The organism is Roseixanthobacter pseudopolyaromaticivorans (assembly GCF_043195145.2).
Lineage (GTDB): Bacteria > Pseudomonadota > Alphaproteobacteria > Rhizobiales > Xanthobacteraceae > NCEH01.
The window spans coordinates 753333-765632 of sequence record NZ_CM195539.1; the positions used below are offsets into that span (position 1 = coordinate 753333).

Genomic DNA, 12300 nt, shown 5'->3' on the forward strand with positions numbered 1-12300 from the left:
AGATGGCTATATCTCTCCCCGTCGCGCCCTTCGCCCAAACCGCCTCGCACGCGGTCCATCTGGCGCAGCCGGCGCCGGTGCTTGAGGCGCACCAGCTCACCATCGATTATGTCAGCGATGCCGGGCGGGTGCGCGCCGTGGAGGATGTGGAGTTCCGCGTAACGGAAGGCGAGCGGCTGGTGCTGCTCGGCCCGTCGGGCTGCGGCAAGTCCTCCATCCTCAAGGTGCTGGCCGGCTTCGTGAAACCGGCGTCCGGCTCGGTGCAGATGCGCGGGCGCGAGGTGACCGGGCCGGGGCCGGACCGCATCGTGGTGTTCCAGGAATTCGACCAGCTGCTGCCCTGGAAGAGCGTGCGCGACAACGTCGCCTTTCCCCTGCGCGTCGCCGGCAAGCTTGGCGCGCGGGAGGCGCGCGAGCGGGCCGAGCATGCCCTGGTGAAGGTGGGGCTTGCCCGTGCGCTCGATGCCTATCCCCACACGCTGTCCGGCGGCATGAAGCAGCGCGCCGCTATCGCGCGCGCGCTCGCCACCCAGCCCGACGTGCTGCTGATGGACGAGCCGTTCGCGGCGCTCGATGCCCTGACGCGCCGCACCCTCCAGGAGGATCTCCTGGCGCTGGCGGAGGAGCATCGCTTTACGTTGGTCTTCGTCACCCACGCCATCGACGAGGCGGTGCTGATCGGCACGCGGCTGCACCTGCTCGCCGCCCATCCCGGCCGCACCATCGCGACCTACGACACCAGCGATCTCGGCCTTGCCGAGCGCGGCTCTCCCGCCTTCGAGGCGATGGTGGCGCGGGTGCACGCATTGCTGTTCGCCGACGGAGGGCGCCATGTCTGAAGCCGATTTCGGCAATCACGCCCGCCTGTTGGCCGCCGCCGAAAGCCCGCGTGCCGCTCGCCCGCCGCTGGTGCGCACGCCCTCCCTGGCCGCGCGAATCTGGCGCATCGCGGCGGTGCGGCGGGCCGTGATCCTGGCCGGCCTGGTCCTGATCTGGCAGGTGGCGGCGAGCATCCAGAACAATCCGCTGCTGTTTCCCACCTTCACCCAGACCTTCGCGGCCTTCGTCGATTCCCTGACCCATGAGGATCTCGCGCGCTCCGCGCTCGCCTCCATCGCGGTTCTGCTGAAGGGCTATGTGATCGCCATCGCGCTCGCACTGGTGCTGGTTTCCGCCGCCACCGCCGTGCCCTTCGTCAAGGAGGTGCTGCTGACGCTCACGGCCATGTTCAACCCGCTGCCGGCGATCGCGCTTCTGCCGCTCGCCATGCTGTGGCTTGGCCTCGGGGAGGCGAGCCTTCTTCTGGTGCTTGTCCACGCGGTGCTGTGGCCGTTCGCGCTTGCCGCCCTCACCGGGTTCGAGCAGGTGCCAGAGACCCAGCGTCTCGTCGGCCGCAATTACGGGCTGAAGGGACCGGCCTATGTGGCCCTCATCCTGATCCCGGCGGCGCTGCCCTCGCTTCTGTCCGGCCTCAAGATCGCCTGGGCGTTCGCCTGGCGCACCTTGATCGCGGCGGAGCTGGTGTTCGGCGTTTCCTCGCGCTCCGGCGGGCTTGGCTGGTTCATTTATCGCAACCGAAACGAGCTTCTGACCGACCGCGTGTTCGCCGGCCTGGTGACGGTCATCCTCATCGGCCTGCTGGTGGAAGTGGTGTTCCGCTTCCTGCAAAATCGCACGGTGCGCAAATGGGGCATGCAGCGCTAGGCGGTGCGCAAAATCTCAAAAATGTTTCACGTGAAACAATAGCTTAGCGTAGACGAACAGCGGTTTGCTGGCGCTTCGCCGCGGCTTTTCGGCGGACGAAACCGGCATTTCGCCCGAAGTTCGGGCGATGAATGCCGGCACGCGCCGGTGTGCCGCTTCCGGCTGCGTTGGGCGAGCGCGAGACGCCGATCAGGGCATCCGGGAGGGAAGGGTGATCGTGTCGCCATCCACCTGGAATGTGCCGTAGCCGTGGTGATGGATGGTCTTGGGCGCCGTTTGCGCCGGATCGTGCCATGCCTTCACCACTTCCAATATGAAAAGGTTATAGGCGTTCACCAGCCGGGTATCCCGCACGACACATTCGAGGTTCGCAAAGCATTCCCCCACCAGCGGCGCCGCGACCTGGGCGGCGGGCAGGGGGGTGAGGCCGCAGGCGGCGAACTTGTCCGTCTCGCGTCCGGAGCAATTGCCCACCGCGACCACCTTGGCGGCCAGATCCACGGTTGGAATGGCGATGACGCACGCCTTGGTCGCCCGCAATGCCGCGAAGCTGAAATCGCCGCTGCTGACGATGCAGGCGATCAAGGGCGGATTGAAATCCACCATCATGTGCCACGACATGGTCATGACATTCGCATGCCCTTTGTGGCTGGTCGTGAGCAGAACCACCGGCCCCGGCTCGATCAGCTGATAGACCTGCGACAGGGGCAGGATGTGCATCGCATGCGGGTTGTTCATCGCAAGGCCCCGATCGCTTGTGGCATTCTCGCCCCCGGCGCTGCCGGCACGCCCGAGGGATGTTCCGGGCGCGGTTTATGTGGGGCGGCAGCATCCGGCCGTTTGCGATCCCGGCGCCTTGCGCTGTGTCAAGAACGCGGCCGCGCCACGGGCAGCGGCACCGCCCGCCGCCCCGCGCGCGGCTGGAAGCAGAGGGCGGCACTATACCAAGGTATGTGCGGGTTAAACTCACCATCGGGCCTGCGAAACCCATGTAGACTGGAGCGTGCCGCCCGATCTTCTATCCTTTTCCGGTCGCCAAGCGATGCATACCGGCTGGCTCAAAGATCGCCCGGCTGTCTTCGGCCCCTCGGGCGCGACGGCATCCGAACGCACACCGCCGGCCGGCATCAGAGGGCTGCTTCAACGCCGGGGGTCCAGGCCATGTCGCTTCACGTTCACGCGTCTTTCGAGCCCTCCGCCGCCCGCGTGCCTGTGGGAGATCTCGTTGAGGCTCTCAAGCGGGAGGACGCCGGGCTTCCCGCCGTCCCCGCGCGCCAGCGCTGCGGCCTGCCGCAATGGCGGCTGAAGCGCGTGGTGGCTTATGTCGAGACCCATCTCGCCGAGCCCGTCACCCTGGCCGACATGGCCGGTGCCGCCGGCTTGAGCCGCATGCATTTTGCGGCACAGTTTCGCGCCACCACCGGCCAGCGGCCCCACGAATATCTGCTGGCCCGCCGCATCGCGCGGGCGAGGGGCCTGCTGCTGGAGACAGGCGAAAGCGTGGTTCAGATCGCCCTCGGCGTGGGCTTCCAGACCCAGGCGCACTTCACCACCGTGTTCCGCCGGTTCGTCGGAGAAACGCCGTATCGCTGGCGCTGCGCCCATCGCGCTGGGACCTGAGCGCCGCCTCGGGCGACCCGCGCTCGTTCATGGCGGCGCGCCTCAGTATTCCGGCGAACCTCCGCTGTTGCGCCCTCAAGACTTGTGCTTGTGCAAGCGCCGCGCCGCGCCGCCCCCGGGCGAGCGCGCAGGCGCTACTTGCCGTCTGTGGAAAGGCCGAGGGTCTGCGCCATGCGCACCAGGTCGGCCAGCGATTTCGCTTCCATCTTCCGCATCACGTGGCCTCGGTGGATCTTCACGGTGATCTCGCTGAGGCCGACTTCGGCGGCGACCTGCTTGTTCATGAGGCCGGAGGTGACGAGGGCCATGATCTGCTTCTCGCGCGCGGTGAGCGTCGCATAGGATTGCTCCACCACCGAGACCGCCTTGTGCGCCTCGCGCCGGGCGCGGTCGGCATCGAGTGCGGTGGTGACGGCGTCGAGCATGTCCTGGTCGCGGAACGGCTTCGTGAGGAAGTCCACGGCGCCTGCCTTCATCGCGCGGACCGACATGGGAATGTCGCCGTGGCCGGTCATGAAGATGATGGGCATGTCGGTCGCGGATTTCGCCAGCTGCGCCTGGAAATCGAGCCCGCTGACACCCGGCAGGCGGATATCCAGCACCAGGCAGCGCGGCACATCGGGAAGCTTTGCCGCAAGCAGCTCCGCCGCCGAGCCGAACAGTTCCACCCGCAGCCCGACCGAGCGGAACAGGCTGGACAGGGCGGTTCGCAGGTCGGCATCGTCGTCGATGACGATGACCAGGGGCTCGCTGGACGACGCGGTTGCGCTTGAGGCCGGGCGAATGCTCACGAGCAGGTTTCCTCATGCATGGGCAGCGTGACGCTGAAACACATGCCACCGCCCGCGTTGAGGGTGGCGGCGACAAGACCGTTATGCGCCTCGATGATCGAGCGCGAGATGGATAGGCCCATGCCCATGCCATCGCTCTTGGTGCTGTAGAACGCATTGAACAGCAATGGAATATTTTGCGGCTCCACGCCGGGGCCGGTATCCGAGATGCGGATCTGCACCGCGTTGGGGGACGCACCCTCGAGCCGGCGCGTCTCCACCCGCAGGCGCCGGCGCGCGGCCGGAACCGCCTCCATGGCCTGGATGGCGTTGAGCGCGAGATTGATGACCACCTGCTGCAATTGCACCCGGTCTCCGAGAACGCGGGGCACGCCCCGGTCCAGGGAGAGATCGAGCGTCACGCGATGGTTGGAAAGCTCGCGCTCCACCAGCAGCAGCGCGTCGTTCATCGCTTCGTTGACGTCCACCGGCACGCGGTCCGCTTCCCCGCGGCGCGCGAGGGCGCGCAAGCGGGCGACCACGTCGCTGGCGCGCCGGCCGTTGCGGATCATCTGCTCCACGGCGGACTTGGCCTCCCCGAGATCGGGGATCGCCCGGTCGAGCCAGCGCAGGCAGGCTTCGCCATTGGTCACCACCGCCGCCAGCGGCTGGTTGATCTCGTGGGCGATGGATGCGGTCAGCTCGCCCATGGTGGTGATGCGGGTGACGTGGGCGAGTTCCGCCTGGGATTGGTGAAGGGCGTCCTCGGCGCGCTTGCGCTCGGTGATGTCGCTGTTTGTTTCCATGGCGGCCAGCGGCCGCCCGCGCTCGTCGCGCTGCAGCGACCAGCGGCTCATGACCACGACGGAAGCGCCCTCGCGCGTGGTGTGGACGAGTTCGCCTTCCCACCGGCCCGCGCGCTGGAACTGCTCGAAGATGTCCTGCTGCGGCTCGGGAAACACCGTGTGCAGCAGCGCGCTGGCGCGCTGGCCGACCGCTTGCGCGCGGGTCCAGCCGTACAGCTCCTCCGCGCCGTGATTCCAATAGGTGATGATATCATCGACGGTGCGGACGAAGATCGCGTCGTGGGTCAGGTCCAGCAGATCCGCCTGCTCGCGCAAAGCGCGCGTCGCGTGCTGGTTCTTCAGCGAGAGCAGGGTCGTGACGGTGATCGCGGCAACGCTGACCACCCCCCGCATGGTGGAGGAGAGATTGTAGTTCTCGCTGTGCATGATGGTGAAGCTCAGCACCGTGAGGCCGATGCAGGCCGCGCCCGCCAGCAGCAGGCCGCGCCGCTCCAGGTAAGTGGCCGAGAACAGCACCACGATCACGTAAAGCACAGCGATCGCCATATCGAGCGGCGATATCGTATCGATGATGAAGATCGCCGTCGCAAGCGACGTCGCCATCGCCATCATGAACCATTTTCTCGGCTGCGGCTTTGCCTCCACCTCGTCCAAGGCGGCCCCCTGCGTTTGATGTTCGGAAAGACCGGGACAGGATGCACCCTGTCCCGGTCTTGCACGTCTGCTTTGCCTTAAGGGCGACTTAGCATCAATACTGGTCGGCGTCCTGCGCCGGGCCCCAATGGGGGTCGTGATCCTGCGCCGTGCCGCGCTGGAGCGAATAGGCGTCCGTGCTGTAGGTGGCGGTCGCGGCCTGCGAGGCGTCCTGCTGGGGCTCGCTCACCTGGCGCTCGTGCGCTGCGGCGGCTGCGGCGTAGGAGGCCGGCTGGGCGGAAGCGATGCCAGTCGCGCCGAGCAGGCCGATCAGGGCGGCGGAAAGGGTCTTGGTCAGGGTGTTCATCGACGTATGTCCGTAGTGGGTTTCGATGGACAGAAGATGCCGCTGTCGGATCGCCTTCGATAGTATTCGCCCGTTGCTTTGAATTATGCCTTAGAGGGCGAGAGGCATACGTTGGTATGTTCTCCGGCGCTCCGGATTTTCCGTGGCACACATGAAATCGGCGCCTGTCAGGCGCCGCGGCATGGGAAAAGCAAAAGGGGAGCACGGGGCAGGGGGCGCCTCCGCACGGCCATGTGCCAGGCCGGCGTGCCGATGGCGTTCCATCACGCCATCGCCAGCGCCTGGTCGATGCAGGCGATCATCGCATTGCCGTCGAACGGCTTACTCAGAAAGCCGATGGCCCCCGCCGCCATTGCCTGCTTGCGAATGCGATCCTCGGGAAAGGCGGTGACGAAAATCACCGGCACGCGATTGCCTTGCCCGCGCAGATGGGATTGCAGCTCCACGCCCGACATGCCGGGCATCTGCACATCGGTGATGATGCAGTCCGTATCGCGCACCCGGTCGGAGTTCAGAAACGCGTCCGCCGATGCGAAGGTGCTGGTGCGCAGGCCGAGCGATCGTACGAGGTTTTCTATGGCGGTTCGCACCGCGTCATCGTCATCGACGATGGTAATCATGGGGTTGTTTGGCACACGATTAATCCTTTCGCCAGAATCGTCCGGCCTCGGCCGGGCGGCTCGCTCTGAAAGCAACATGGCGTGAAATGCCTGAGAATTGAATCATACGCTGGTTTGCTTTTGCCTGATGAGCGCGCCGAAGACGCGGAAAAGCGCGCGCGATATGCTTCCCCATGGGCAGTCTTGCGGCCACGTAGGGGCAGACATCATCACCACGCGGCGGGGGTCCTGACCGGCGCAGGAGCGGGGCGCGCGCGGGCGCATCAAGGCCTTCCGGTCCGGCCCTATACGAAGGTATCTGCGAATATAAACTACAAGACATGAGAAGAAACCTAGGTGCAATTCATCCGGGGTCTGGCGAATTATATTATGCCTTCACTCAAACAGGAGTGACCACGATGAACACCTTCACCAAGACCCTTACCATTGCTTCCACCCTGGTCGTGATGGCCGCTTCCAACGCCTTCGCCGACCCGTACATCGGCCCCGAGAACGAGCAGCAATATGCCGTGTCGCGCCAGGAGAGCCTGCTGCCGATGCCGGCTGAACACCACAAGGCCGTGCACGCCGCCCGGGCCGAGGCGCCCAACGCCCCCGCCTTCAACGCGCAGTCGGGCCCGGCTTTCGATCCGGATGTGAACTGAACGGGCGCAAGCACCGCATCGTTCCCATGAAGTTCATGATCCCTACCGGCCTCCTGGCCCTCCTCATCCTCGGCGCGCTCCCGCAGATGGCGCGCGCCGACATCATGGGGACGCGGGAAGATACGGTTCAGTGGCGCGAGCGCGGCGCCGGGTGCAATCCCGGCATCGCCGGACTGTCGGATATCGTCATGCCCGGGGATCTGATCTCCGGGCCGGTCGATTCCCCTGCTGCGGACCGCGCCAGGTCCGCTGACACCTGCGCGGCGCTCAACGCGGCCGACGCAGTTCCGTAAAGAGACGGGCGCGCCTCAGGCCGCCCGCTTCTCGGGTTCCACTTCACCCTGCTCAGAGCTTGACGGCCGTTTCGCGGGCCCACAGGCGCAAGGTGCGGCAGCTTTCGATGAATTTCGCCATCGACGCCGCCCCATCGAGGGGGATAAGCCCCTCGTCGGCATCGCGTGCCACCCCGGCCTTCGCAAGAAGCGGCGCGGCCGACGCGGTGAAGCCGATGAACTTGCAATGGGCAAAGGCATCCGCCACGAAGTCGCGCGCCGCCGCTTCGCGGGTGAGCCGCTCCGCCCCTTCTTCCGAAAGCAGCAGAACCACGGCATCGAAGAGCACCGACGGGCCGCCGTCGATCATGTGCTTGGCCGGGATCATTGTGCCGTCGGCGGTTTCCACGCCGCCCACCTTCGGGGCGATCAGCTCCAGGGTTGCCCCCTCCTTCTCGATGGCGGCCTGCAGCCTCTTCAACAACTTGCCGTCGCAGCCATTGCTGACCAGCACCCCGACCTTGCGGCCGGCGAAGCTGGGCGGGCCGTTCTGGATGATGCTGAGGGCGGGCGATGGGGGCAGGTCGTCGCGCGGGGCGATGGCCGCCTCCGCCGGCTCGGGCAGTTCCTTCATGCCGAGCTTGTCGGCCACAGTGGCGCCGAGCGCCTCGTCGATATTCAACAGATGCGCCACCATCCGCTCGCGGATCAGGGGGTTATCGCATTTGCTGAGCTCGAAGGTCAGCGCCATGGCGATGTGCTTCTGCTCGGTGGCCGTCTGGCTGTTGAAGAATTGCCGCGCCTGGCTGTAGTGATCGGCGAAGCTTTCCGGCCGCAGCCGGACCTTCGGGCCTTCGAGATCCTCGCGGAACGAACGGAACCCGCGCACGGGGTCCTCACGCGGCCCGGCGCCCCAGGAATTCGGCTGGTAGTTCGCCCTGCCCACGGGATTGCGCATCGCCATGTGCCCGTCCTGCTGGAAATGGGCGAACGGGCATTTGGGCGCGTTGACTGGCAGATGCGTGAAATTCGGGCCGCCAAGCCGCTTCAACTGGGTATCGAGATAGGAAAAGTTACGGCCCTGAAGCAGGGGGTCGTTGGAAAAGTCGATGCCCGGCGGCACGTTCTGGGTCATGAACGCGACCTGCTCGGTCTCGGCGAAGAAATTATCCGGCATGCGGTCAAGCACCAGCCGGCCGACGGGAATGGGCTTCAGTATTTCCTCGGGAATGAGCTTGGTGGGGTCGAGCACGTCGAAGTCGAAGCTGTCGGCGAACGCCTGGTCGAACACTTGCACCCGCAATTCCCATTCCGGAAAATTGCCGGACTGGATCGCATCCCAAAGGTCGCGGCGATGGAAGTCCGGATCGGCGCCGTTGATCTTGACCGCCTCGTTCCACACCACCGACTGCAGGCCGAGCTTCGGTTTCCAGAGGAATTTGACGAAGGTGGATTCGTCCTGGGCATTGAGGAAGCGGAACGTGTGGACGCCGAACCCTTCCATGAAGCGGAACGAGCGCGGGATCGCGCGATCCGACATGACCCACATGATCATGTGCATGGATTCCGGCGTCAGCGAGATGAAGTCCCAGAAATTGTCGTGGGCGGACTGAGCCTGAGGGAAGGCGCGGTCCGGCTCGGGCTTCACCGCGTGGATGACATCGGGAAACTTGATGGCGTCCTGGATGAAAAACACCGGGATATTGTTCCCCACGAGGTCCCAATTGCCTTCCTGCGTATAGATCTTCACCGCAAAACCGCGCACGTCGCGCGCGAGATCGAACGAGCCCTTGGAGCCGGCGACGGTGGAAAACCGCACGAATGCCGGCGTCTTCTCGCCCGGGCGCTGGAACAGGTCGGCGCGGGTGTATTTGGCGAGCGAGTCATAGGTCTCGAAATAGCCGTGCGCGCCATAGCCGCGGGCATGCACGACGCGCTCGGGAATGCGCTCGTGATCGAAGTGGAAGATCTTCTCCCGGAAGTGGAAATCCTCCATCAGGGCCGGGCCGCGCGCGCCGATCTTGAGGGTGTTCTGGTCGTCCGCGACGGGTCCGCCCTGCGCCGTCGTAAGCGTCGGCGTATCGCCCGTCGCGATCTGGTGGAGCTCGCCACCTTGGCCGCGCAGCAACGTCTGGTCGTGAAGTGTTGCCTCGGCCTGCGCGCCGGGTGTTGCCTTGGTCGATTTCCTGGCCATCTGACCTGCTCCGTGAAATGTGGCTGCGTAGCTTTGAGTTAATCCAGCGAGCCTCAGGCCAGACTTGACCTTAACAAGGCCGGCTTCGCCGGTTGAAATCGCAGAAGGCAATATTGGAACCGCCTCTCGCAGAGGACGTTACTCGTGGGACGATCTCATCGCCTTTTTGGATCCTGAGATCGTCCACCAATTACGTATGCCCTCTTGGCGTGCCCGACGAATGTCTCATCGGGCGCTTCCCTTCCGCTTCTGTGTCGCCGGAGTAACTTGTGGCGGTGTGATCTGTTCCAAGGTGCCGGCGCGGAAAAATGAAGGGCTCATTCTTTCAGAGTACTTCTGAGGGATGATCTGTCACGCATACGCGTCTTGTAGAATAAAGACCTGAGGAGAATGAAAATGGCTGAGAAAAATCTTGAATCCTTGTTCCACGATACACTGAAGGATATTTATTACGCCGAGCGGAAAATCCTGAAGGCACTGCCCAAGATGGCGCGCGGCGCGCAGTTGCCGGAACTGAAGGCGGCGTTCGAGAAGCATCGCGACGAAACCGAGGTGCATGTGGAACGCCTGCAGCAGGTGTTCGAAATCCTCGGCAAGCGTCCGCAGGGAAAAACCTGCCCGGCCATCGAAGGCATCCTCGAGGAAGGCGAAGAGATCCTCGACGAGTACAAGGGCACGCCCGCGCTCGACGCCGGGCTCGTGTCTGCGGCGCAGGCCGTGGAGCACTATGAGATGACGCGCTACGGCACGCTCAAGCGCTGGTCGGAAGAACTCGGCTTCAAGGATGCCGCCGCCCTTTTCGCGCAGACCCTGGGCGAAGAGAAGAAGACCGACGAGACGCTGAGCATGCTCGCCAAATCGGCCGCCAATCAAAAGGCGAAGGCGGCTTAATCAGCCGTTTCGGCACGCGCGCGCGGGTGCCTTGCGCACCCTCGCGCATATGCAATTCGCAAGGCGCGGGGCGTTTTCAGGCGCCCGCGCGCCTTCGCGAGGACGGTGTGTCGCGGGCAGCGGCGCACATTGTAGGTGAGAAAGCGGATCTGCCGCGCGCGCGGCCGCGGTCCCGTCCGGGCCGGGCAAAGGGGAGGGGGGAAGTTCACAAACCGTTCGCCCTTAACGCCCTGGCGCCCGTCTGGGATCCGCCGCGCCAGGCGAAGGCCGCCGCACGCGCACGTTGGCCTCATGCCGCCAATCCGGGGCGGCGCCGGCCAAATGCGAAGAAATCAGCTCTGACCAGGCAAGAGAGGAAACCGTTCTCCCCCCGCCCTTGTTGTGTGAGAGGACCGGAGGGAGTTGGGATGGAGCGGACGCATTGGCGGCGAACGGCTGGGAACCTCGTGTTCTGGGCCGCGATCGCCGGAGCCGTCATTTTGGCGCCAAGGTGGGGAAGGGGACAAAGCCAGGGAGAGTCCGGAGCGCGCGCGCGGAGCGGCGAGACAGCGGCCACGCGGGCCTGGAGGTTTGAAGCCGGGCGCGGGCGCACCGCGACCGCTCCGACGCAGATTCCCCTGCGCGGCTGGCGCGACATCATCCTGCGCACCTTGAAGGAATTCTTCGCCGATCGCGTGCTGAGCGTCGCCGCCGGCGTCACTTTTTATGCCCTGCTCGCCGTGTTTCCTTCGATCAGCGCCTTGATCTCGCTTTATGGGCTGGTGCTCGACACCTCCGTCCTTCAGGACCAGCTGGAGGCCGCCTCCTGGGTGCTTCCCTCGGGCGCCATCGAGGTGATGCGGAACCAGGCGTTGCGGGTGATCGCGCAGGGGTCCTCCACCTTGAGCCTCGGCTTCGCCTTCAGCCTCGTCATCGCGCTCTGGAGCGCGAATGCCGGCACCAAGGCGCTGATCGAAGCGCTGAACGTGGCCTATCAGGAGGAGGAGCGACGGTCCTTCATCACGCTGACGCTTCTCACCCTCGGCTTCACCTTCACGGCCATTCTGTTCGCGGGCATTGCGACGGCTTCGGTGGTGGCACTGCCGATGCTGCTGAAGGTGGTCTATCTCGAAACCGGAACGGAGTGGCTGATTTCGCTCCTGCGCTGGCCGGCCCTCGCCGTCATCGTCGCGGCGGTCATCACGGTCATCTACCGATACGGCCCGTGCCGGGCGCGGGCGCGCTGGAAATGGGTCAGCCTGGGCAGCATCGTCGCCGCCGTTCTCTGGCTCATCGTCTCTGCCGGCTTCTCCTGGTATGTCAGCCGCTTCGGCACCTACAATCAAACCTATGGCTCGCTCGGCGCCGTGGTCGGCTTCATGACGTGGATGTGGCTGTCGATCAGCGTGATCCTGCTCGGCGCCGAGCTCAATGCGGAAATCGAGCACCAGACGGCCGTCGACACGACCACCGGCCCGCCCCTGCCCATGGGGGCGAGAGGCGCGCGCATGGCCGACACCGTCGGCGCTCCGCAATAGACATCCGCATACTCATTCCAGCGCATGTTCCCTGGGCCGGAGGACCGCCGCTCGCAAGATCGCTTTCGACATGGAAGCGAGGCAGCTGCGCGAGCCCCAGCCCGAGCTGCACCCCGAGCAGATAGCTTTCCGGCCCGGTGACCGAAAACGGCGCGGCCATCTCGATGGTGCGCGGTCCCTCCCGTGTCCGGAACGCAACGGGCGCCAGGGCCCCGGCGCTCAGCCGCCGAATGCCGCCTTCTGAGGCCGGCATTACTGGCCT

General features: G+C 65.4%; 13 protein-coding genes. 7 read left to right on the plus strand and 6 right to left on the minus strand.

Annotated features, from left to right (window positions below):
- Positions 1-2 precede the first annotated feature (2 nt).
- A complete protein-coding gene (locus V5F68_RS03515; protein ID WP_394014437.1) occupies positions 3-839 on the plus strand; it encodes an ABC transporter ATP-binding protein in 837 nt (278 codons plus the stop codon).
- Positions 832-1704 (plus strand): ABC transporter permease, encoded by an 873-nt coding sequence (locus V5F68_RS03520; RefSeq protein WP_394014436.1) that lies wholly within the window; start codon positions 832-834, stop codon positions 1702-1704. The genes V5F68_RS03515 and V5F68_RS03520 overlap by 8 nt, the downstream gene beginning before the upstream one ends.
- A gap of 189 nt (positions 1705-1893) precedes the next feature.
- On the opposite strand, the gene V5F68_RS03525 is transcribed toward V5F68_RS03520, so the two are convergent.
- Complete coding sequence (locus V5F68_RS03525) at positions 1894-2424, minus strand: flavin reductase family protein (RefSeq protein ID WP_394014798.1); 531 nt, start codon at positions 2422-2424, stop codon at positions 1894-1896.
- A gap of 441 nt (positions 2425-2865) precedes the next feature.
- Between V5F68_RS03525 and V5F68_RS03530 the strand changes: the two genes are divergently transcribed.
- Complete coding sequence (locus V5F68_RS03530; RefSeq protein WP_394014435.1) at positions 2866-3324, plus strand: helix-turn-helix domain-containing protein; 459 nt, start codon at positions 2866-2868, stop codon at positions 3322-3324.
- Between the two features lie 134 nt (positions 3325-3458).
- Here V5F68_RS03530 and V5F68_RS03535 read toward each other — a convergent pair whose 3' ends face one another.
- The 4 genes from V5F68_RS03535 to V5F68_RS03550 form a co-directional block, all read right to left on the minus strand.
- Positions 3459-4115, minus strand: a complete 657-nt coding sequence (locus tag V5F68_RS03535; protein ID WP_394014434.1) for a response regulator transcription factor — start codon at positions 4113-4115, stop codon at positions 3459-3461.
- A complete protein-coding gene (locus V5F68_RS03540) occupies positions 4112-5512 on the minus strand; it encodes a sensor histidine kinase (RefSeq protein WP_394014433.1) in 1401 nt (466 codons plus the stop codon). The genes V5F68_RS03535 and V5F68_RS03540 overlap by 4 nt, the downstream gene beginning before the upstream one ends.
- Before the next feature lie 136 nt (positions 5513-5648).
- On the minus strand, positions 5649-5900 hold the full coding sequence (locus V5F68_RS03545) for a hypothetical protein (protein WP_394014432.1): 252 nt from the start codon (positions 5898-5900) through the stop codon (positions 5649-5651).
- Between the two features lie 263 nt (positions 5901-6163).
- Positions 6164-6520, minus strand: coding sequence for a response regulator transcription factor (locus tag V5F68_RS03550; protein ID WP_394014431.1), 357 nt, complete (start codon positions 6518-6520; stop codon positions 6164-6166).
- Between the two features lie 398 nt (positions 6521-6918).
- Between V5F68_RS03550 and V5F68_RS03555 the strand changes: the two genes are divergently transcribed.
- The gene (locus tag V5F68_RS03555; RefSeq protein ID WP_394014430.1) at positions 6919-7164 is read left to right on the plus strand and encodes a hypothetical protein; all 246 of its coding nucleotides are present in this window, start codon (positions 6919-6921) and stop codon (positions 7162-7164) included.
- Positions 7165-7190: 26 nt separating this feature from the next.
- The gene (locus V5F68_RS03560; RefSeq protein WP_394014429.1) at positions 7191-7457 is read left to right on the plus strand and encodes a hypothetical protein; all 267 of its coding nucleotides are present in this window, start codon (positions 7191-7193) and stop codon (positions 7455-7457) included.
- Positions 7458-7509: 52 nt separating this feature from the next.
- Here the strand turns inward: V5F68_RS03560 and katE are convergent, their stop codons facing one another.
- Positions 7510-9630, minus strand: coding sequence for a catalase (gene katE / locus V5F68_RS03565; protein WP_394014428.1), 2121 nt, complete (start codon positions 9628-9630; stop codon positions 7510-7512).
- A 396-nt stretch (positions 9631-10026) separates the two neighbouring features.
- On the opposite strand from katE, the gene V5F68_RS03570 reads away from it, so the two are divergent.
- Positions 10027-10521, plus strand: coding sequence for a YciE/YciF ferroxidase family protein (locus V5F68_RS03570; RefSeq protein WP_394014427.1), 495 nt, complete (start codon positions 10027-10029; stop codon positions 10519-10521).
- Positions 10522-10928: 407 nt separating this feature from the next.
- Positions 10929-12038 (plus strand): YihY/virulence factor BrkB family protein, encoded by a 1110-nt coding sequence (locus tag V5F68_RS03575; RefSeq protein ID WP_394014426.1) that lies wholly within the window; start codon positions 10929-10931, stop codon positions 12036-12038.
- The last annotated feature ends 262 nt before the right edge of the window (positions 12039-12300 follow it).